This window comes from Martelella limonii (genome assembly GCF_013344475.1).
Lineage (GTDB): Bacteria > Pseudomonadota > Alphaproteobacteria > Rhizobiales > Rhizobiaceae > Martelella > Martelella limonii.
Window position 1 is genome coordinate 15,844 of sequence record NZ_JABUOU010000003.1, and the last position, 19,564, is coordinate 35,407.

The 19,564-nt window shown below is 61.5% G+C and carries 20 protein-coding genes; 7 read left to right on the forward strand and 13 right to left on the reverse strand.

The annotated features are described in order from the left end of the window. Positions 1-38 precede the first annotated feature (38 nt). The gene (locus HPQ62_RS07805; RefSeq protein ID WP_174801985.1) at positions 39-560 is read left to right on the forward strand and encodes a hypothetical protein; all 522 of its coding nucleotides are present in this window, start codon (positions 39-41) and stop codon (positions 558-560) included. On the opposite strand, the gene HPQ62_RS07810 is transcribed toward HPQ62_RS07805, so the two are convergent. The 6 genes from HPQ62_RS07810 to purU all read right to left on the reverse strand — a co-directional run bounded on the left by HPQ62_RS07810 (position 561) and on the right by purU (position 4,273). After that, the gene (locus HPQ62_RS07810; protein WP_174801986.1) at positions 561-833 is read right to left on the reverse strand and encodes an usg protein; all 273 of its coding nucleotides are present in this window, start codon (positions 831-833) and stop codon (positions 561-563) included. A gap of 126 nt (positions 834-959) precedes the next feature. Then, complete coding sequence (locus tag HPQ62_RS07815; RefSeq protein ID WP_174801987.1) at positions 960-1,778, reverse strand: aldo/keto reductase; 819 nt, start codon at positions 1,776-1,778, stop codon at positions 960-962. A 68-nt stretch (positions 1,779-1,846) separates the two neighbouring features. Beyond that, a complete protein-coding gene (locus HPQ62_RS07820) occupies positions 1,847-2,266 on the reverse strand; it encodes a hypothetical protein (protein WP_174801988.1) in 420 nt (139 codons plus the stop codon). Continuing rightward, positions 2,266-2,595 (reverse strand): ElaB/YgaM/YqjD family protein, encoded by a 330-nt coding sequence (locus HPQ62_RS07825; RefSeq protein ID WP_244629608.1) that lies wholly within the window; start codon positions 2,593-2,595, stop codon positions 2,266-2,268. Before HPQ62_RS07825 ends, HPQ62_RS07820 begins: the two co-directional genes overlap by 1 nt. Positions 2,596-2,689: 94 nt before the next feature. Continuing rightward, positions 2,690-2,896, reverse strand: coding sequence for a hypothetical protein (locus tag HPQ62_RS07830; RefSeq protein ID WP_174801990.1), 207 nt, complete (start codon positions 2,894-2,896; stop codon positions 2,690-2,692). 492 nt (positions 2,897-3,388) lie between these two features. Next, positions 3,389-4,273, reverse strand: coding sequence for a formyltetrahydrofolate deformylase (gene purU, locus HPQ62_RS07835; RefSeq protein WP_174801991.1), 885 nt, complete (start codon positions 4,271-4,273; stop codon positions 3,389-3,391). 298 nt (positions 4,274-4,571) lie between these two features. Here purU and HPQ62_RS07840 point away from each other — a divergent pair, with 298 nt between their 5' ends. Beyond that, positions 4,572-5,675 carry a glycoside hydrolase family 5 protein gene (locus HPQ62_RS07840; RefSeq protein WP_174801992.1) on the forward strand — a complete coding sequence of 368 codons (1,104 nt, stop codon included), beginning with the start codon at positions 4,572-4,574 and terminating at the stop codon, positions 5,673-5,675. A gap of 24 nt (positions 5,676-5,699) precedes the next feature. Here HPQ62_RS07840 and epmA read toward each other — a convergent pair whose 3' ends face one another. Continuing rightward, positions 5,700-6,779: an EF-P lysine aminoacylase EpmA gene (gene epmA, locus HPQ62_RS07845; RefSeq protein WP_174801993.1), complete on the reverse strand. Its 1,080-nt coding sequence runs from the start codon at positions 6,777-6,779 to the stop codon at positions 5,700-5,702. Between the two features lie 133 nt (positions 6,780-6,912). Between epmA and efp the strand changes: the two genes are divergently transcribed. Beyond that, on the forward strand, positions 6,913-7,482 hold the full coding sequence (efp, locus tag HPQ62_RS07850) for an elongation factor P (protein WP_174801994.1): 570 nt from the start codon (positions 6,913-6,915) through the stop codon (positions 7,480-7,482). A 188-nt stretch (positions 7,483-7,670) separates the two neighbouring features. On the opposite strand, the gene hisG is transcribed toward efp, so the two are convergent. The 3 genes from hisG to HPQ62_RS07865 form a co-directional block, all read right to left on the reverse strand. Continuing rightward, positions 7,671-8,372 (reverse strand): ATP phosphoribosyltransferase, encoded by a 702-nt coding sequence (hisG, locus tag HPQ62_RS07855; RefSeq protein WP_174801995.1) that lies wholly within the window; start codon positions 8,370-8,372, stop codon positions 7,671-7,673. 1 nt (position 8,373) lies between these two features. After that, a complete protein-coding gene (locus HPQ62_RS07860) occupies positions 8,374-9,495 on the reverse strand; it encodes an ATP phosphoribosyltransferase regulatory subunit (RefSeq protein ID WP_174801996.1) in 1,122 nt (373 codons plus the stop codon). Positions 9,496-9,573: 78 nt separating this feature from the next. Next, a complete protein-coding gene (locus tag HPQ62_RS07865) occupies positions 9,574-10,944 on the reverse strand; it encodes an aspartate aminotransferase family protein (protein ID WP_174801997.1) in 1,371 nt (456 codons plus the stop codon). Between the two features lie 369 nt (positions 10,945-11,313). On the opposite strand from HPQ62_RS07865, the gene HPQ62_RS07870 reads away from it, so the two are divergent. The 4 genes from HPQ62_RS07870 to HPQ62_RS07885 all read left to right on the forward strand — a co-directional run bounded on the left by HPQ62_RS07870 (position 11,314) and on the right by HPQ62_RS07885 (position 15,877). Then, positions 11,314-12,498 (forward strand): M24 family metallopeptidase, encoded by a 1,185-nt coding sequence (locus HPQ62_RS07870; RefSeq protein ID WP_174801998.1) that lies wholly within the window; start codon positions 11,314-11,316, stop codon positions 12,496-12,498. A 2-nt stretch (positions 12,499-12,500) separates the two neighbouring features. Further along, a complete protein-coding gene (argE, locus tag HPQ62_RS07875; RefSeq protein WP_174801999.1) occupies positions 12,501-13,658 on the forward strand; it encodes an acetylornithine deacetylase in 1,158 nt (385 codons plus the stop codon). Beyond that, complete coding sequence (locus tag HPQ62_RS07880; RefSeq protein WP_174802000.1) at positions 13,655-14,311, forward strand: GntR family transcriptional regulator; 657 nt, start codon at positions 13,655-13,657, stop codon at positions 14,309-14,311. Before argE ends, HPQ62_RS07880 begins: the two co-directional genes overlap by 4 nt. A gap of 354 nt (positions 14,312-14,665) precedes the next feature. Next, positions 14,666-15,877, forward strand: coding sequence for a GTP-binding protein (locus HPQ62_RS07885; RefSeq protein WP_174802001.1), 1,212 nt, complete (start codon positions 14,666-14,668; stop codon positions 15,875-15,877). 6 nt (positions 15,878-15,883) lie between these two features. On the opposite strand, the gene dgcA is transcribed toward HPQ62_RS07885, so the two are convergent. From dgcA to HPQ62_RS07900, 3 genes are all read right to left on the reverse strand, one after another. Continuing rightward, positions 15,884-16,870, reverse strand: a complete 987-nt coding sequence (dgcA, locus tag HPQ62_RS07890) for an N-acetyl-D-Glu racemase DgcA (RefSeq protein ID WP_174802002.1) — start codon at positions 16,868-16,870, stop codon at positions 15,884-15,886. After that, positions 16,867-17,868 carry an N-acetyltransferase DgcN gene (gene dgcN, locus HPQ62_RS07895; RefSeq protein ID WP_174802003.1) on the reverse strand — a complete coding sequence of 334 codons (1,002 nt, stop codon included), beginning with the start codon at positions 17,866-17,868 and terminating at the stop codon, positions 16,867-16,869. Before dgcN ends, dgcA begins: the two co-directional genes overlap by 4 nt. Before the next feature lie 251 nt (positions 17,869-18,119). Then, on the reverse strand, positions 18,120-19,553 hold the full coding sequence (locus tag HPQ62_RS07900; protein ID WP_174802004.1) for a mannose-1-phosphate guanylyltransferase/mannose-6-phosphate isomerase: 1,434 nt from the start codon (positions 19,551-19,553) through the stop codon (positions 18,120-18,122). Positions 19,554-19,564: the final 11 nt, after the last annotated feature.

Consider the following 19,564-nt stretch of genomic DNA (forward strand, 5'->3'; position numbering starts at 1 on the left):
TAGTGTGGAATGACACTCGCCAGCAGGAGGCCGTTCCAATGTCTTTCAAAGCCCTGATCGCAACCCTCTTTCTCGCCTCTCCCGCTCTCGCCGCGGAGCCGCCTGAGCCGGTTCGCGAAGTCATGACCGTGACCGAAAACAACTGGGCCACGGAGGGCGCGGTCTATGAGCCTCTGTTTACCGAGGATCGCCTGTCGCGTCTGTTCAGCAAGGATTTCCAGACGCGCTATGCGGAAGCCATGAGGACCGGCTTTGCCGAGGAGACCGGCTCGCCCTTCGACTATGATGTCGTGACCAATGCGCAGGACGGATGCCCGCTCGAAAATGTGACGATCTCCGAGCCGCAACCGGTTGGCGACGTGTTCCATGTCACCGCGCGGTTCCAGACGCTCGCCTGCGCCGGAGATGCGGACGAATACCAGGCCTATTCCACCGCCCGTTTCTCGATGGTCGAGGAGAACGGTGAAGAGCGGATCGACGACATCGTCGCAATCAGCCCCATCGGCCAGATGATGTCGGCAAAGGAAAACTTGCAGGCTGTCATCGACGCGGGCGAGTGATCAGTGGATCGTGAATTCCCCTGAAACCTGCCGCCATTCATTGGGGCCGATCAGCCGTCTGTGGGCATAGCGGACAGAATGCAACGGCCCATCGAGCTTCTCTTTCCAGAAGTCGAGAAACTTGTGCATCTCGGGGAAGTCCGGCGCGAGATCGTAGGCCTGCCAGACATAGGTCTGGAGCAGGCTTTCGAAATCCGGCAGGCGGTAGAGGATATGCGCGGTCGTAAGTCCGTAGCCGGCAAGCTGCAGTTCGAAGTCCGAAGCAATTTTCATGATCCACCTCATTGTCGTTGACAATGAGCAAGGCTGACGTATTTTGCCGTCGGCTTCAATCCTGAAAATTGTTTTTGGATAACAATTTCAATATCTTGGCAGCATTCATCCCGGAGTGCTGCCAGCTCAGTCCCATTCGGGAGCCCATTCCGGATCGATCATTCGCATGCCTGCATCGAGTTCGCGAATGCGCATGATTTCCTCACCCGAAAGCGCGATCGATGCCGCTTCGAGATTGGAGCGGACGCGCTCGGGCCGCGACGACGTCGGGATCACGACATGGCCTTCGGCCATCAGAAACGCAAGCGCGATCTCGCCTTCGCCCGTCTCGTGCGCTTCGGCCACTTCCTTCAGGATCGGATTGCCCACGACCTTGCCCTGGGCAAGGGGTGAGTAGGCCGTGAACGCGATCTCGTTCTGTTTACAATAATCGGCAACGCTCTGGTTCTGGTGGAAGACATGGCATTCGACCTGGTTTGCGGAGATCTTGCGGTCGCCAAGAAGCTTGGCCGCCTTTTCCATCAGATCGATCGTGAAGTTCGAAACGCCGATCCGCTCCGTCAGACCTTCGTCATAGACTGTTGCAAGCTCGCCGATATAGTCCTCGAATGCAGGCCCATCCTTGCGTCCCGGCCAGTGCAGCAGCAACAGGTCGATCTTGTCGAGCCTCAGCCGCGCCAGGCTTTCCTCGACGCTGGGACGGAAGGAGGCAGGCCCGTAATTGTCGATCCAGACCTTGGTCGTGACGAAGATGTCGCTGCCGGTGAAGCTTGAATCCGAGATCGCCTGACCGACCTGGCTTTCATTGTCATAGGCCTGAGCGGTATCGATATGCCGATAGCCGGCCTCGAGCGCTGCCAGAACGGTATCGTAAGCTTCATTCCCCTTCCGCTTCCAGGTTCCGAAACCCATCTGCGGAATGCCGTTGATCGTATTCATGGTCATGATTTTTCTCCTCCCGCCAAAGCAGGATCAAGCCGCATGGGCCTTCCGGTGCACGCTGAGGCGACCGGCTATTTCTTCTGATAGGCGCGCATCATCACGAAAGCGAGGGCTGCGACAGCACCCATGCCCGAAATGGGCTTCTCGCGGATGATCGTCGGCACAACGCCGGCAACGCTCTGCAGCATATCCTCGGTCGCATATTTGGCCGCCCGGAAACGCCGGCGCTCCATCCGGTTCATCATCATGCCATAGGCAAGGACGAACAGGGCAAGGGCGAGAGAGGCGATCGCGATGGTCAGCGCTGCACCAAGCGGGCCAAGCCTTTCGGCAAGGTAGATCGCAAGCGCGGCAACGCCGCTGACAAAGGCGGACAGAAACAGGAAGACCAGGATAACACTGACGATCGCATTCCGCTTGGCAGAACGCGCGACGAGGCGACCGTCGAGAGCCATCGCGGTCGCCACCAGTGATATGAGACGATCCATCATCAGCGACGCGTCAGCAGCGCCATCAGGAAGCCGAAGCCGGCGGCCATCATAATCGACTGAAGCGGACGGTTACGGATGTGATCTTCAACATCTTCCTCGAAGGAAAGCGCTTCATCGCGGGCACGGTCATAGGCGTCCTGCCCGGTCCGGATTGCCTCGTCCTTAAACTGCTCGGCCTTTGCGCGCGCCTCGGAAGCCTTCTGGTTTCCGAGCGAGCCGATCAACTTGGTCAGTTCCGCGATATCGCCGCGAAGCTGATCGATCTGCGCCTGAATATCAGCTTCGGTCGTCTTGCCCGTCGGGGCGCCGGTGGTCTTTTCGGCAGACATCATGAACTCCTTAAAATATGAAAATTCGCACTCTTCAACAACGTGCAAGCATGCCGCTTGTTCCACGGCAACTCAACGGTATTTGAGTAAAAAATCAGCCTGCGAGCGCTTGTTTCGAGCCGTTGCGGTAGAAATCCTCGACATGCGCGCGAATTGCCCGGCGCAGCTCGTCCATGGTCTCGTAAAGGCCGCCATCAAGACCATGCACATGGAACTTGACCGCGACGAATTTCAGCCTTCCGTTTTCCGGAACGACGATGCCGACCGACTGGCCGGCAAATTCGACCATCTGCTTTTTCATGAAACGCACCTCCGGCCATCAGGTTTGGGCCGGCCTTCCTGGATCTGATTGTGAAGCGATAACGACTTGAAATTGTATCCTTTTCGAGAGCTCGCCGAAGCGCGCGCCCAAAAGATCATTCACATTTCAAGATTTACCGAATGACAGTCACAAAACATGGAACGAATGAGATGACGGTGCTGATTGTTTTTCGATGTAAGCATCTCAACGGGCATTGTCGTTTCCTCTCCTGATAGCGGCATAAATCCGCTCGTCGGGTGCCGTTTTAACCAAAGGACAAAACGAATACCAGACTTATATTTTGCAGATATCGGGGATGTTCTTCAAATTCATGTCACAAAGGGACGAAAATGCGGAATTTGTTTCCGGCTCGCCTGCACGAACGTGTAGCCATCCTCTCACCAGATGAGAGATAGCGCCAGGCTGATGCCGGACAAGGGGCCGGCATCCAAAATCTAATCAATTGAATCAAATACAGCCAAAGGCTGCAGATCAGCCCATGCGCTCGGAAGCGTAGGAGCCGGCCGAAGGCGGGAAGACGACGGTTCGGTTGCCGTTGATGAAGACGCGATGGTGGATATGCGCGTGGATTGCACGCGCCAGCACCAGGGCCTCGACATCGCGGCCGAGCGCCACATAGTCTTCAGGGCTCTGCGCATGGGTGATGCGCACCGTTTCCTGCTCGATGATCGGACCTTCGTCGAGATCGGGCGTCACGTAATGGGCGGTCGCACCGATGAGCTTCACGCCGCGCTGATAGGCCTGCTTGTAGGGATTTGCCCCCTTGAAGGACGGGAGGAAGGAGTGATGGATGTTGATCACCCGGCCCATCATCTTGCGGCAGAGCGTATCCGACAGAACCTGCATGTAGCGCGCGAGCACGACGAGTTCGGTCTCGGTCTGATCGATCAGCTCCATCAAACGGGCCTCGGCCTGCGCCTTGGTGTCCTTCGTGACCGGGATATGGAAGAAGGGAATGTCGTGATTGACGACGAGCTTCTGGTAATCGAGGTGGTTGGAAACCACGCCGACGATATCGATCGGCAGCGCGCCGATGCGCCAGCGGTACAGCAGATCGTTCAGGCAATGGCCGAAGCGCGACACCATGATCAACGCCTTCAGCTTGTATGACCCGTCATGGAATTTGTAATCCATCGAGAAATCGGCGCCGATGCGCGCAAAGCCTTCACTCAGACTATCGAGTTCAGCGCCGGTTTCAGAAATGAAGCTGATCCGGATGAAGAACCGGCCCGTGCCGAGATCGTCATATTGCGAACTGTCGATGATATTGCAGCCTTCTGCCGCCAGATAACCCGAGATCGCGGCAACGATTCCACGGGTTGAAGGACAGGTCACCGTCAGCACGTAATCATTCATCGTCGTTTTCCATTTCTCAAGCGGCGGCGGAGCGCGGCAGCCGAACGGTCTTAAAAGGTTGCGGCAGCGCTTTCAACCGTCGCCAGTTCGCTGACATCAGACAATGGCCTGGCAGCCGGCACTTTTGCGTCGGCGACGCAAACAAGCCGATTGCCGACAGCGGCTGACGGGAAGGCCCTCGCGCGCAAAAATCAAAAATCACGCGCCGCCTTATCTGGCGCGACCAGCGCGCTATGTTACTGTTCACGCAACGCTGCTATATGTGTAACCCTTGCCCTGACTGCCCGGAGATATCTGAATGCGACGTCTGAAAGGATCCACGCCGTGCCGCTTTGGCTTTTCGACCCTCCGGAAGACACTCTACGCGACGGCGGTCTCGCTGACCGCACTTTCCCTCTCCGTTCAGGCAGGCATGGCGGCGGACTGTGAGATGAGCCTGCGTGGCATCAATGTCGCCGGCGCCGAATTCGGCAAGCCCGGCGACCCATACGGCCAGGGCTACATCTACCCCGCCCAGGAAACCATTGATTCGCTGGCGGCAGACAAGTTCAACGCCATCCGCCTCCCCTTCCTCTGGGAACGGCTGCAGCCGAAGCTCAACGGCATCCTCGACCCGACCGAGCTGTCGCGTCTTCAAAATACGGTGGAGGAAGCGCGGGCGAACAAGATGGTGGTGATCCTCGACCCACACAATTATGCCCGCTATGGCGGCCAGCTGATCGGCAGCCCCAATGTGCCGGTGACGGCCTTTGCCGATTTCTGGAAACGCCTCAGCGCCGTCTTTGCCAATGATCAGGACATCATCTTCGGACTGATGAACGAGCCGCACAACATCGCAGCAGAGGACTGGCTGACGGCGGCCAATGCCGCGCTGAAATCGATCCGGGATATCGGCGCCGGCAATCTCGTGCTGGTCTCGGGCACCGCCTGGTCTGGCGCCCACAGCTGGAGCCAGGATTTCTACGGCAGTTCCAACGCCTCGGTCATGACCGGCGTGAAGGATCCGCTCAACAATTTCGCCTTCGAGGTCCACCAATATGCCGATGGCGACTATTCCGGCAAGAACGCCAATTGCAGCCAGATGGCGGGTGCGGTCAGCGCGATCCAGAGCTTCACCGACTGGCTCAACACCAACAGGTATCAGGGCTTTCTCGGCGAATTCGGCACGACCAGCGACCTCCAGTGCCTGAAGGGCCTGAAGCAGATGGTCGACATCATCGAGAGCAATCCCAATGCCTGGATCGGCTGGGCCTATTGGGCAAGCGGCGACTGGTGGCCCAAGAACTCGCCGATGATCATCCAGCCGGATCTGCGCAATGGCGGCAGTGCGCAGCTCAGCACGCTGAAGACCGTCCTCGACGATCCGAACACCACGCGCCAGGTCTGCAACGGAAAATCGTAGAGCCTGCCCTTCCGGCGGGGTGGGCTAGCCTGCCCCGCCTTGTGCAACCGGCGCCCAGAGCACATCCTCGATCCGCCTCGCGCCGGTGCAGAGCATCACCAGCCGGTCGAAGCCGAGCGCGATGCCGCTTGCAGGCGGCATGATCGAGAGCGCCGCAAGAAAATCCTCGTCGATCGGATAGCGCTCGCCGTAGATACGTTGTTTTTCGGCCATGTCGGCTGCGAACCGGCGGCGCTGCTCAGCCGCATCCGTCAACTCGCCGAAGCCATTGGCAAGCTCCACCCCGCAGACATAAAGTTCGAAGCGCTCGCTGATGCGGGGATCTGCGGGATTGCGGCGCGCAAGGGCTGCTTCCGAGGCCGGATAGGCGTCGAGCACGGTCGCCGCGCCATGGCCGAGCTGCGGCTCCACCTTTTCCACCAGCACGCGGGAGAACATGTCCGACCAGCTGTCATCGGCGCCGAAGCTGAGACCGGCGGCCTGCATCTGCGCGCCGAGCGCGCCCGCCTGCCCCTCCCCGTCCGGCCCGATCGTCGCCATCAGATCGATGCCGGCATGGCGCTCGAAAGCCTCAGTCACGCTCAAGCGGACGATCGGGGCTTTCGGATCGCAGGTGCTGCCGCGCCATGAGAGCACCGTGGTGCCTGCCGCCTCGGCGCCAAGCGCCAGAAGCGCCTGACAATCGGAAAACAGCGTCTCGTAGGGTTCACGGGCCCGGTACCATTCAACCATCGTGAATTCGGGATGATGCAGCGGCCCGCGCTCGCGGTTGCGGTAAACGGGCGAAAAGCAGACCAGACGCGCCTCGCCTGCGGCCAGCAGTTTCTTGGCGGCAAATTCCGGCGAGGTGTGGAGATACATCGTCTCGCCGCTGCCGTCATTGCCGATCATGGTGGTCGAAAACCCGTGGAGATGGGTTTCATTGCCGGGCGACACCTGAAGCGCCGGCACATCCGCCTCGATGAAACCCTCGCCGTCAAACCAGGCGCGCATCGCCGCCTTCACCCGATTGCGGGCCAGAAGTGCGGGCCTGCGGTCGGCATGGCGATCCGGCTGCCACCAGGCTTCGACTGCGGCACTCTTGTCATGATCAGGCTTGTTCATCGGGCTTTCCATGGTCTCGAAGGCGCTTTGAGGCGTTTGGCACTGGCATTAAGGCGCAATTTGCGTTAGTGCCGCACTCACAATTCAAGAAGGATTGCGGCCTTGGGCCGCGCTTTGAACGCAAGGAAGTTTCATGGTCAAGGTCATCGCCTCGTCGCTGCGCAAGGGGAATGTCGTCGATGTCGACGGCAGGCTCTACGTCGTTCTCACCGCCCAGAATTTTCATCCCGGCAAAGGCACGCCCGTCACCCAGGTGGACATGCGCCGGATCGCCGACGGCGTCAAGGTTTCCGAACGCTGGAAGACAACCGAGCAGGTCGAGCGCGCTTTCGTCGAGGACAACAACCACACCTTCCTCTACGCCGATGGCGAAGGCTATCACTTCATGAACCCGGAATCCTACGACCAGCTCACCATGAGCCCCGACGATATCGGCGATGCGGCGGCCTATCTTTCCGAAGGCATGTCCGTCGTCCTGTCGATCCATGAAGGCGTTGCGATTGCCATCGAGCTTCCGCGCCAGGTCACGCTCGAAATCACCGAGACCGAACCGGTGGTCAAGGGCCAGACGGCCTCGTCCTCCTACAAGCCCGCCATGCTCTCCAATGGCCTGCGCACCATGGTGCCGCCGCATATCGATGCCGGCACCCGCGTGGTGATCCTCACCGAGGACGGCTCCTACGTCGAGCGCGCCAAGGACTGACGTCTGTCAGCATGCCGAGGGAGCGGGTTACAACACCTCCCCTTCGTTTGCGCATCACCCTCGGGCTTGACCCGAGGGTTCAGGCCAGGCTCTCCGTGTTGTCTGGATGCTCGGGTCAGGCCCGAGCATGACCCGGCGAATAGGCAGCGAAGCGCGTCATGCGCGTGGGCAGGACTGCCCGCCCCAGATCACGCCAGGCTTTCCGCCCGCATGGCCGCGACAATTTCCGCAACCACCGCATCGCCTTCATGCTCCACCTTCCTCGCGCGCACGAAGCAGGCTTCGGAGCGCAGGATCAGCCCGTCGGACAATATCTTCAGGTGATTGGCCCTGAGCGTCGAGCCGGTCGAGGTGATGTCGACGATGATATCGGCTTGCCCCGCCATCGGCGCGCCCTCGGTGGCGCCAAGGCTTTCGACGATCCGGTAGAGCTGGATGCCGTGGGTGGCGGTGAAGAACTGCTGCGTCAGCCGCCAGAACTTGGTGGCGATCGCAAGCCGGCGGCCATGCCGGCTGCGAAACTCGGCGGCGACATCGTTGAGGTCGGCCATGGTATCGACATCGAGCCAGATTTCCGGCACGGCAACCACGACATCGGCCTGACCGAAGCCGAGGCGCGAGACGATCTCGACGCGGGCATCGGCATTGGCGACATTCTCGCGCACCACATCTTCACCCGTGACACCGAAATCGACAGCGCCGCTGCCGACTTCGCGCGCGATTTCGGACGCCGAGAGAAACGCGATCTCGATATCGTCGCGGCCTGCGATCACGCCGCGATAGGAGCGGCTGTTGCCATTGGTGGCGACCGTGAAGCCGGCCTTCTTCAGCGCCTCTTCTGCGCCTTCCTTGATGCGGCCCTTGGAGGGCAGAGCGATGGTGACGGTCATGTCAAATTCTCCCGGCCGCGCGCTCGATCCGGTCGAGCCACAGCGAAAAGCCGACGGCGGGGATCGGATCGCCGGCGCCGAGCAGCGTCAGCAGCCGGTCATAGCGCCCGCCACCGGCCAGAAGCGCGCCATTGGCCGCGCTGATCTCGAATACGAGCCCGGTATAATAATCGAGCGGACGGCCGAAGGCCGCGCGATAGGTGATTGCATCGGCGGCAACGCCGCTTGCGGAAATGGCTTCGATCCGGCTTTCGAAGGCCGCAATCGCCGCGCCGATATCGAGACCGAATTTTTCCGAAAACGCCGTGAGCGCTTCCGCCGAGCGGTCGAGGCTGATTTCCAGATCCAGAAAGCTCGTCAGCGCATCAAGCGCGTCCGCATCAAGGCTGGTCACGGACAGCGCCAGCTTCTCCTTCAGCCGTCGCGCGATTTCCTCCGGGCTGCGGCTGGCATTGGTGGAATAGCCGGTCGCCTGCATAGTTTCGTCGATATGGGCGATCAACCCGGCCTCGTCACCATCGGCGAGAAAGCCTGCGACGCGCCGGTCCAGTCCGCCAACCGGCTGCGGTTTTGCCAGCGCCGCAAGCAGTGCGTTGAGGCGCTGATGGTTGCCGAAGGCGTGGATCAGACGCTTCTGCCAGCCGCCCGGAAGGCCGAGCGCCCGCACCACGGCTTCGAACAGGTTCTGGTCGCCGAGCGTGACCGTGAACGCGGCATCCGGCAGGCAATCCTCGAGCGTTGCAAGCGCATCCGCGATCGCGCGGGCATCGGCGGCGGCAAAATCGGCGCTGCCCAGATCCTCGATGCCGGCCTGGAAGAATTCGGATGCGCCGTCATCGCGGGCCTGGCGGAACACCATGCCGCAATAGGCATAGCGCTTCGGGGTGCCGGCATTCTTCTCAATATGGTGGGCGCAGACGGGAATGGTGAATTCCGGCCTGAGGCACAGGCTTTCACCCGTCTCGCTTTCCGTCATGAAGATACGGCGGCGCAAGGCTTCGCCCGCCATATCCAGAAACGGCGCGGCAGGCTGGATGACCGGAATATCGGTCAGGGCCGTATCGCGCGCCGCAAAGGCTTGAAGAATGGTGCCGGCGCAATCCGGCAGGCTGGTGGACGGCATGGATGGATCGTCTCTTCTGTTTGCCGCCCCCGATGACCATCCTTTCGCCCAAATGTCAACGATTGCGGGCTGAAAAGCTCAGCCCAGAACCGCCGTCACCGCCTTCTTCGTCGCCGCGACGATCTGGTCGGCTTCCTCGCGCGTCAGGCAGAGCGGCGGAGCGTAGCCCAGAATATCGCCCTCCGGCATGGCGCGCGCGATCACGCCTTCGGCAATCAGCGCGGCGGCAAGGCTGGGGCCGATCTTTTCCGACGGATCGTAGAAGGTGCGGCTGTCGCGATCCCTGACAAACTCGATCGCCATCAGCATGCCTTCGCCGCGAATGTCCCCGACATGGGGATGATCGGAAAGCGCATCCCTTGCCGCGGCGCGGAGATAAGCGCCGGTTTCGGCGGCATTTTTCACCAGACCCAGCTCATCGATCAGCTTCAGATTGGCAACGCCCGCCGCAGCCCCGATCGGGTGAGCGGAATAGGTCCAGCCATGACCGATCGGACCGTTTTCATCCGTGCCCTGTTCCAGCACCTTCCAGACCTTGTTGGAAACGATCGTGCCCGACAGCGGCGCATAGGCCGACGTCAACCCCTTGGCGATGGTGATCAGGTCGGGCTTCAGGCCATAATGCTCGGAGCCGAACATCGAACCCAGCCGGCCGAAACCGGTGACGACCTCATCAGCGATCAGCAGGATATCGTGCTTTTCGAGCACCGCTGAAATCGCCTTCCAGTAGCCTTCCGGCGGGGGCACGATCCCCCCCGTGCCCAGCACCGGCTCGCCGATGAAGGCCGCGATCGTGTCCGCGCCCTCGCGCTCGATCCGCATTTCGAGCTCGGCAACGCAGTGGGCGACGAAATCGGCCTCGCTCATGGAAAGATCCGCGCGGCGGTAATAATAGGGCGCGGTGGTGTGGAACACCCGTTCCAGCGGCAGGTCGAACTTTTTCTGGAAGCCGGCAAGCCCGGTCAGCGAGCCCGTCATCAGGCCCGAGCCGTGATAGCCGCGCCAGCGCGAGATGATCTTCTTCTTTTCCGGCCGGCCGAGGATGTTGTTATAGTACCAGACGAGCTTGATATTGGTCTCGTTGGCATCCGACCCCGACAGGCCGAAATAGACCTTGGACATGTGATCCGGCGCGCGGTCGATCACCATCTTTGCCAGAGTGATCGAGGCCTCCGTGCCGTGACCGGCATAGGCATGGTAATAGGCAAGCTCTCGTGCCTGCTCGGCCATCGCCTCGATGATGCTCTCCTGCCCGTAGCCGACATTGACGCAGTAAAGCCCACCAAAACCATCCAGCAGCTTCTTGCCGTCGCGATCCTCGATGAATACGCCCTTCGCCGTTTTCACGATCCGGCTCGGGCTCTCGCCGCGCGCATGCTGGGCGAGATGGGTCGAAGGGTGAAAGAAATTCTCGCGGTCGAAACGGTCGAGCTGATCGTTGGTGAGCATCGTATCCTCGTTCGGTTTGAAAGGGCTTGCGCGCCGTGATGAAACGGTGTTGTATACAACTTTGAGCGAGAATGCAAAGCGGAACGTTTCGAGACTGTGGGGCGCGCCTCAATCGCCTGTCTTTCTGAGTCATCCTCGGGCTCGACCCGAGGATCCATCACGGCCACAGCCAAATGCATATGCATGGCGAATAGGCTGAGAACGGTTGAGAAAGCCTGCCCCGCACGCATAGTCCGCGCGCACAATCGCCTGGATCCTCGGGTCAAGCCCGAGGATGACCCGGAGAGATAGAGAGCAACCTGAGAAGGCGGTTCGACCTTTACCCACAACGCGGCCAAAGGCGTTGTGCACAACAAAACGAGGATAGCCATGGCGGCGATGGAACTGCCTTTTTCGAAAGCTGAATATGACCGGCGGATCGCCCTGACCCGCAGGGCGATGGAGGAATACGGCCTCGATGCGCTGGTGGTCACCTCGCCGGCCGGCATGAACTGGCTCACCGGTTATGACGGCTGGTCCTTTTATGTCGATCAGGCCGTGATCGTCACCGGCGATGGCATGCCCTATTGGTGGGGCCGGCTGATGGACGCCAATGGCGCGCGCCGCACCTCCTTCCTCGATGAGGACCACATCCTCTGGTATGCCGACCGCTATATCCAGGCGGAAGGCATCCACCCGATGGATGACCTTGCCGAGAAGCTTGCGGGCCTCGGCCTCGACAAGGCTCGCATCGGCGTCGAGATGAATGCCTATTATTATTCCGCCGCAGGCCACGCCGCGCTGGTGAAGGGCCTGCCGGGCGCGACGATCAAAGACGGCTCCGGACTTGTCGACTGGCAGCGCGTGGTCAAATCGGACGAGGAAATCGCCTTCATGCGCAAGGCGGCGAAGATCTCCGACCGGGTGATGGGCCACGCGATGGAGATTGCCGAGCCGGGCATGAAGAAGAACCACTTCGTCGGCGAGCTGATGAAGACCGCGATCACCGGCGTCGGCGACATCTGGGGCGATTATCCGGCGATCATGCCGCTGCTGCCGTCGGGCGCCGATGCCTCGGCACCGCACCTCACCTGGCGCGGCGACGAATTCAAGAGTGGAGAGGCCACCTTCATCGAGCAGGCCGGCTGCTATCGCCGCTATCATGCACCGCTGTCGCGCACCGTGTTCTTCGGCAAGCCGCCGCAATTCATGACCGATGCTGCGGCAGCGCTGGTCGATGGCCTCAATGCAGGCATCGAGGCGGCGCGGGCGGGCAACCGGGCGGGCGACATTGCCGCAGCGCTCGAAAAGGAACTCTGGAAGGTCGGCATCGAGCGGCCGAACCGCTGCGGCTATGCGACCGGCCTTGCCTATCCGCCGGATTGGGGCGAGCACACCGTCAGCATCCGCACCAGCGACGAGACGCTGCTGATGCCCGGCATGACGCTGCATTTCATGCCGGGTCTGTGGATGGATGACTGGGGCCTGGAAATCACCGAGACCATCCTGATCACCGAAAACGGCCCTGCCGAGGCGCTCTGCAGCGTCGAACGCAAGCTGTTCGTGAAGGACTGATCGTGAGCGACCTTGCCACCGCCCGCGATATTCTCGCCGATCTGGTTGCCTTTCCGTCGGTATCGTCGGAAAGCAACCTGCCGGTGATCGCCTATATTGCCGAGCGGCTCTCCGATTGCGGGGCGCGGGTCGAAATCCTGACCGATTCCACCGGCGCCAAGGCCAACCTGTTCGCGACGCTTGGCGACGATCGCCCCGGCGGGCTGATGCTCTCGGGCCACAGCGATGTCGTGCCGGTGGATGACCAGAACTGGACCAGCGATCCGTTCACCCTTGCCGAACGCGACGGCAAATATTTCGGCCGCGGCACCTGCGACATGAAGGGCTTCATCGCCGCCTGCCTTGCAAAGCGTGAGCGGCTGGCCGAGATCGCCGCCGCAAAACCGATCCACTTCGCCTTCACCCATGACGAGGAGGTCGGCTGCATCGGCGCGCGGGCGCTGACCGAATGGCTGAAGGCGCGCGAGGCCCGCCCGGCACTCGCGATCGTCGGCGAGCCGACGATGATGCGGGTAATCGAAGGCCACAAGGGCTGCTGCGAATATACCGTCACCTTCACCGGCCGATCGGGTCACTCCTCCGCCCCCGAGGCCGGCGTGAATGCCGTGGAATACGCCGCCCGCTATATCGCCCGGCTGATGGAGCTCAGGGAAAGGCTGATTTCGCGGGTGCCGGAGGGCTCCCGCTACCAGCCGCCCTATGCGACGCTCAATGTCGGCGGACTTGAAGGCGGGCTGTCGCACAATGTGATTGCGCCGCGCGCAGTGCTGCGCTGGGAGACCCGGCCGGTGATTGCCGAGGACCTGTCGCTGGTCAAGGACGGGCTTGCCGATTACTGCGCCCACACACTCCTGCCGGCGATGCGCGCGGTGGCGCCTGAAGCAGACATCGAAACCGAGATCATCGGCGAGGCAGCGGCGCTGTTTCCGAAAAACGAGAACGCCGCCCGCGACCTCGCCTTCAGGCTGACGGGCGAGGACAGGGCGGATGTGGTTCCCTTCGGCACCGAGGCCGGCTTCTTCCAGGAAATCGGCATGGATGCTGTGGTCTGCGGCCCGGGCTCGATCGATCAGGCCCACAAGCCGGATGAATATCTGAGCGCCGACCAGCTTGGCCAATGCCTTGCGATGCTGAACCGGCTCGGGGATTCGTGGCGATGAGCGAGGAGCCTGCAACCGGCCGCGACCGGCTCGCCCAGATCCACGACCTCATCCGCGAGCGGATCATGATGCTCGAGTATCCGCCGGGCGAGCGCCTTTCGGAGGCAGCGCTCGCCGCGGAATTCGGGGTCTCCCGCACGCCGCTCCGGCGCGTGCTCGCAAGCCTCGAGGATGAGGGCCTGCTGCGCTCCGTGCACGGCGTCGGCACCATCGTTACCGATGTCGATCTGGAGGAACTGGCCCAGGTCTATCGCCTCAGAATGGAGCTGATCGTGCTGATCCCCAGGCTCGATCCGCTGCCCGTCACGACGGAAGTGATTTCCGGTTTCCGCGAACTGCACCAGCGTGCGCTCGCGCTCCGGCATGCACCTGCAGCGCGTGACTTCGCAGCGCTCGACCGCGACATGTTCCTGGCGTTGAACGCGCTTTCCGGCAACCAGCCGCTGCGGGACACCAGCGAACGCCTCTATTTCCGGACCGCCCGCATCTGGCTGCAGGCGATCACCGCGTCCGATATCGACCTCGAAAACGAGGCCGAAATCTACTGCCGCGAGACCGCCGAAATCCTTGCCGCCGTCGAAGCCCTCAATCTCGACGCCCTCAGCCACCTCCGCCGCGCCCATATTGCGATGAGCTTTTCGCGGATGCGGTGATCGGGTCCGGCAGGCCTCGTGCGAAGTTTCCATCCTCACCCAAATCCGAGTACCGATAAACCCTTTCCGCTTGTGCACCATACTCTCTCCCGCTTGCGGGAGAGATGCTTCGAAAGGGGCAGTGAGGGTGATGCAGCATTTCAAAGCGGACGGCGTTCGTGAGGACAGCCTCCCCCCTCACTGTCGCTGTCGCGACATCTCTCCCCTCCGGGGCGAGAAGATCTGGGGGGCTAAGCGGCAGCTTTTGCAGCGCGTTGACGTCCGGCCTGATTTTCAATATTGATGTAACGTTATAACATTTAGAGAACCGGAGTGAGACTCATAGCCTCTCCTCCCACTTTCAGGATCCAGCCCATGCTGCAAAACAACGACAATCGCCTTCCGGTCACCGTGCTTTCGGGCTTTCTCGGCGCAGGCAAGACCACGCTGCTGAACCACATTCTCAACAACCGCGAAGGCCGGCGGGTCGCCGTCATTGTCAATGACATGAGCGAGGTCAATATCGATGCTGATCTGGTGCGCGAGGGCGGGGCGGATCTTTCACGCACCGAGGAGACCATGGTCGAGATGACCAATGGCTGCATCTGCTGCACGCTGCGCGACGACCTTCTGACGGAGGTGCGGCGGCTGTCGGAAGAGAAACGCTTCGACTACCTGCTGATCGAGGGAACCGGCATTGCCGAGCCGCTTCCGGTGGCGGCGACCTTTTCGTGGCGCGACGAGCATGGACGGAGCCTCTCCGATCTCGCCCGGCTCGATACCATGGTGACGGTAGTCGATGCGGCGAACCTGCTGCGCGACTATGGCAGCCATGAATTTCTCAGCAGTCGCGGCGAAGTTGCCGGCGAAGGCGACGAACGCACGCTGGTCGATCTCCATGTCGAGCAGATCGAATTCGCCGATGTCGTCGTCGTCAACAAGGCGTCAGAGGTAACGCCCGCCGAACGCGAAAACGTGGTGAAGATCGTCCGCGCACTCAACGCCGATGCGAAGGTCATCGAGACCGACTTCAGCCGCGTCGATCTGGACGATCTCCTCGACACCGGCCTTTTCAGCGAGGACAAGGCGCGCCAGCATCCGCTCTGGGCCAAGGAGCTTTACGGCTTCGCCGATCATGTGCCGGAAACGGAGGAATATGGCATTTCAAGCTTCGTCTACCGGGCGCGCGCGCCCTTCGATCCGCTGAAATTCGACGCGTTCACACGGATGACCTTCCCCGGCCTGATCCGCGCCAAGGGCCATTTCTGGCTGGCAACAAGGCCGGGTTTCGCGGGCGAGTTCTCGCTTGCCGGCGCGATCGTGCGCAGCGGTCCGTTCGGCCGCTGGTGGGCGGCGGTGCCGCGGAGCCGCTGGCCAGACGCGCCGGAACTGAAGCAGATGATCGATGCCTCCTGGGACGAAACCTATGGCGACCGCCGCCAGGAAATCGTGTTCATCGGCGCTGGCATGGATCAGGACGCGATCCGCCAGGCACTGGACGACTGCCTGATCGATACTGGCGCCGCCTTCAACGCGCTTGATTTCGAAGGCCTGACCGACCCATTCCCGAGCTGGACGCGAGGGTAGCTTTCGCTACCCCCACAGCAGCGGATCGGCCGGGTGCATCACGGAGCCGTCGAAGGTGATCGCGTTGATGCGGTCCTCGGCAAGCAGCAGCGGGCCGTCGAGATCGACGAACGCAGCACCTTCGGCCACCAGCATGGCAGGCGCCATGGAAAGCGACGTGCCGAGCATGCAGCCGGTCATGATCTGAAAGCCCATGGCGAGCGCTTCCTGCTTCAGCAGCAACGCCTCGGTCAGACCGCCGGTCTTGTCGATCTTGATGTTGATCGCATCATATTTGCCCTTGAGATCGGCAAGCGAGGGACGGGCATGGCAGCTTTCATCGGCGCAGACCGGCAGCGGCCTGTCGATATGGCGCAGCGCCTCGTCTTCGCCCGCCGGCAGTGGCTGCTCCACCAGCGCAACGCCGAGCCGAACGAGCTGCGGCGCAAGCGCCTGATAGGCCTCGACGCTCCAGCCCTCATTGGCATCGACGATGATCGTGGCATTCGGCGCGCCGGCGCGCACCGCCTCGATGCGGCCGAGATCGTCATCCGTGCCGAGCTTGACCTTCAGCAGCGGCCGATGGGCGTTCTCGGCGGCCTGCGCCTGCATCTTTTCGGGCGTGCCGAGCGATACGGTATAGGCGGTCGTCAGCGGTCCGGGCTCCTGAAGCCCGGCGAGCTGCCAGACCGGCTTGCCGCTCACCTTCGCAGCAAAATCCCAGAAGGCACAGTCGAGCGCGTTGCGCGCCGCACCCGGTTTCATTCGCTCCTGCAGCGCTTCACGGTCGAGGCCTGAACGGATCTCGGCTTCGAGCGAGAGAATGTCGGCGATGACGCCATCCACCGTCTCGCCGTAGCGGGCATAAGGAACCGATTCGCCGCGCCCGGTATGGGTGCCATCGGTCAGCGTGACCGTGACCACCCGGATTTCCGTGCGAGACCCGCGCGAGATGGTGAACGACCCGGCGACCGGAAACACGTCCTCGCGGGCGGAAATGTAAAGATCCGTCATACCGCCGCCAACGCTTCGGCAAGACGCTCCGCGCCATGGCGGAACGGATCGACGGTCGGCAGCCCCATGCGCTCCTCGGTCTTCCGGCAATAGTCCAGCGATTCTTCATCCGACATGGCGGAGGTGTTGAGCGAAATGCCGACGACCTTGCACTCCGGATTGACGATCCGCGCCATCTGCAGCGCGACATCGCGCAGCGTCTCGAGTTCGGGCAACTGATAATCAGGCAGGCCGCGCATATGGGCGCGGTTCGGCTCGTGGCAGAGCACCAGCGCATCCGGCTGCCCGCCATGGATCAGCGCCAGCGTCACGCCCGAATAGGAAGCGTGGAACAGACTGCCCTGACCCTCGATCAGGTCCCAGTGGTCGGCATCATTGTCGGGCGTCAGATATTCGATCGAGCCGGCCATGAAATCGGCGATCACGGCATCGAGCGGCACGCCGCCGCCGGTCACCAGAATCCCGGTCTGGCCGGTCGCGCGGAAGGTTGCCTTCATGCCTTTGTCACGCATGGCCTTTTCAACACAGAGCGCGGTGTACATCTTGCCGACCGAGCAATCGGTGCCGACGGCGAGCATGCGCTTGCCGGTCCGCTTCTTGCCGTTGGCGATCGGATACTGGACGGCGGGAATGCGCACATCATGCAGCGTCCGCCCCAGTTCCTGGGCCTTTGCGGCAAGATCGGGCTCGTTGCGCAGCAGGTTGTGCAGGCCGGATGCCAGGTCAAGACCGGCTTCCATGGCCTCGATCAACACGCTCTTCCAGGACGGCGAGATCACGCCTCCGCGGTTTGCGACACCGATGACCAGCGTCTTGACGCCCTTCTCCACAGCCTCGGCAATGGTGAGGTCAGGCAGTTTCATGTCCGCCTTGCACCCTTCAAGCCGGAACTGGCCGAGAGCATATTCCGGACGCCAGTCCTTGATGCCCTGAGCCACCTTGGCAGCAAGACCATCGGGCGCATCGCCCAGGAAAAGAAGATAGGGAGTTTCGATCATGTGTTCGACCACCGGCTTTAAAACATAAGTGCCACGACGATATGCGGGCACACGGCGGCGGTCAAGCGGATGCGATCAAAGTTTGCGCGAATTACCGCTCAAAATGCAGAATTCCCGAATTTTTATATATTAGGATATCGTTTCGACGGCTTTTTGCACATCTGACGCAATACTACGGCAGCGCCCATGCGTGTCTCACGCACCTTGAAAGAGCCCGGATGCCGGAGCAGGCCGGCATCCGGAAGCAACGATCAGCCGCGGCCGAAATCATCCGATATGCGAATGATGTCGTCCTCGCCGAGATAGGAGCCGGTCTGCACCTCGATCAGCTCCAGCGTGATCTTGCCGGGATTCGACAGGCGGTGAACGGCGCCGAGCGGAATATAGACCGACTGGTTTTCGGTGAGCATCTTCACGGTTTCGTCCACCGTCACCTCGGCCGTGCCCTTGACCACGATCCAGTGCTCGGCGCGATGATGATGCTTCTGCAGGGAAAGCTTCTTGCCGGGCTTGACGAAGATGCGTTTCGCCTGAAAACGCTCGCCCTTGATGATAGAGGTATAGCCGCCCCAGGGGCGGTAGGACGTCGGATGGTCCTCGGCAAGCGCGCGGGTCTCTGTCTTGGCCTTCAGCAGCTTGACGATATTGCCGACATTCTGGCTGTCGGAGAGCTTGCCGACATAGACGGCATCCTCGGATGCAATCACCGCCATGCCCTCCATCCCCTGCATGGCAACATGCATGTCGCGCGAGATTACCAGCGAATTGCGGCTGTCGACCAGCGTGGCATCGCCCGCCACCACATTGCCGTCGTCATCCTGCTCGCCATCCTTCCAGATCGCATCCCAAGACCCGAGATCGGACCAGGTGAACGGCGATGGCACGACTGCCGCTTCGGATGTCTTTTCCATCACCGCGTAGTCGATCGAAATATCCGGGCACTGGCTGAAGGTCTCCTTGTCAAGACGGGTGAAATCAAGATCGAGATCACTCTCATCCTTCAGCACTGCCTGTTCGGCGAACTGGAACACGTCGGGCGCATATTTCTCAAGCTCCCGCACCAGGACGGCGATCGGGAACATGAACATCCCCGAATTCCAGGTATAGTTACCGGCGGCAATCATCTCTTCCGCCTTGGCCTTTTCCGGCTTTTCGACAAAGCGCTGAACGGTCCGCGCGCCCGACGCCAGTTCCTCGCCGGCCTCGATATAGCCGTATCCGGTTGCAGGCTCGGTCGGCTCGATGCCGAACGTCACGAGCTTGCCGGACCTGGCGGCTGCGACTGCCATGTCGATGGAAGCAAAATAATCCTCGCCCGCGTCGATCTCGTGGTCGGAGGCAAGCACCTGCATCACCGTATCCTCGCCAAAATTGTTGCGCACCAGCGCGGCAGCTGCGGCAACGGCAGGCGCGGTGTTGCGCGCGATCGGTTCCAGAATGATGCCGGAGAGTTCAATGCCAAGTTCGCGGGCCTGTTCTGCGGCGAGAAATCGGAAATCTTCATTGGTCAGGATGATCGGGGCCTCATAGCGCTCGGGATCGGAAACACGCTCGAGCGTCTTCTGATAAAGGGTCTTCGGGCCGAGAAAGCGGATGAACTGCTTGGGCGCTGCAGAGCGCGACAGCGGCCAAAGGCGCGTGCCCTTGCCGCCGGCCATGATGACGGGAACAATCTTGCTGGTCATAGCGATAAATC

What these genes read in the sequence shown, in the direction of transcription:
- HPQ62_RS07805 (WP_174801985.1), top strand. Translation starts at nt 39, where the DNA reads ATGTCTTTCAAAGCCCTGATCGCAACCCTCTTTCTCGCCTCTCCCGCT.
- HPQ62_RS07810 (WP_174801986.1), bottom strand. Translation starts at nt 833, where the DNA reads ATGAAAATTGCTTCGGACTTCGAACTGCAGCTTGCCGGCTACGGACTT.
- HPQ62_RS07815 (WP_174801987.1), bottom strand. Translation starts at nt 1,778, where the DNA reads ATGACCATGAATACGATCAACGGCATTCCGCAGATGGGTTTCGGAACC.
- HPQ62_RS07820 (WP_174801988.1), bottom strand. Translation starts at nt 2,266, where the DNA reads ATGATGGATCGTCTCATATCACTGGTGGCGACCGCGATGGCTCTCGAC.
- HPQ62_RS07825 (WP_244629608.1), bottom strand. Translation starts at nt 2,595, where the DNA reads ATGTCTGCCGAAAAGACCACCGGCGCCCCGACGGGCAAGACGACCGAA.
- HPQ62_RS07830 (WP_174801990.1), bottom strand. Translation starts at nt 2,896, where the DNA reads ATGAAAAAGCAGATGGTCGAATTTGCCGGCCAGTCGGTCGGCATCGTC.
- purU (WP_174801991.1), bottom strand. Translation starts at nt 4,273, where the DNA reads ATGAATGATTACGTGCTGACGGTGACCTGTCCTTCAACCCGTGGAATC.
- HPQ62_RS07840 (WP_174801992.1), top strand. Translation starts at nt 4,572, where the DNA reads ATGCGACGTCTGAAAGGATCCACGCCGTGCCGCTTTGGCTTTTCGACC.
- epmA (WP_174801993.1), bottom strand. Translation starts at nt 6,779, where the DNA reads ATGAACAAGCCTGATCATGACAAGAGTGCCGCAGTCGAAGCCTGGTGG.
- efp (WP_174801994.1), top strand. Translation starts at nt 6,913, where the DNA reads ATGGTCAAGGTCATCGCCTCGTCGCTGCGCAAGGGGAATGTCGTCGAT.
- hisG (WP_174801995.1), bottom strand. Translation starts at nt 8,372, where the DNA reads ATGACCGTCACCATCGCTCTGCCCTCCAAGGGCCGCATCAAGGAAGGC.
- HPQ62_RS07860 (WP_174801996.1), bottom strand. Translation starts at nt 9,495, where the DNA reads ATGCCGTCCACCAGCCTGCCGGATTGCGCCGGCACCATTCTTCAAGCC.
- HPQ62_RS07865 (WP_174801997.1), bottom strand. Translation starts at nt 10,944, where the DNA reads ATGCTCACCAACGATCAGCTCGACCGTTTCGACCGCGAGAATTTCTTT.
- HPQ62_RS07870 (WP_174801998.1), top strand. Translation starts at nt 11,314, where the DNA reads ATGGCGGCGATGGAACTGCCTTTTTCGAAAGCTGAATATGACCGGCGG.
- HPQ62_RS07880 (WP_174802000.1), top strand. Translation starts at nt 13,655, where the DNA reads ATGAGCGAGGAGCCTGCAACCGGCCGCGACCGGCTCGCCCAGATCCAC.
- HPQ62_RS07885 (WP_174802001.1), top strand. Translation starts at nt 14,666, where the DNA reads ATGCTGCAAAACAACGACAATCGCCTTCCGGTCACCGTGCTTTCGGGC.
- dgcA (WP_174802002.1), bottom strand. Translation starts at nt 16,870, where the DNA reads ATGACGGATCTTTACATTTCCGCCCGCGAGGACGTGTTTCCGGTCGCC.
- dgcN (WP_174802003.1), bottom strand. Translation starts at nt 17,868, where the DNA reads ATGATCGAAACTCCCTATCTTCTTTTCCTGGGCGATGCGCCCGATGGT.
- HPQ62_RS07900 (WP_174802004.1), bottom strand. Translation starts at nt 19,553, where the DNA reads ATGACCAGCAAGATTGTTCCCGTCATCATGGCCGGCGGCAAGGGCACG.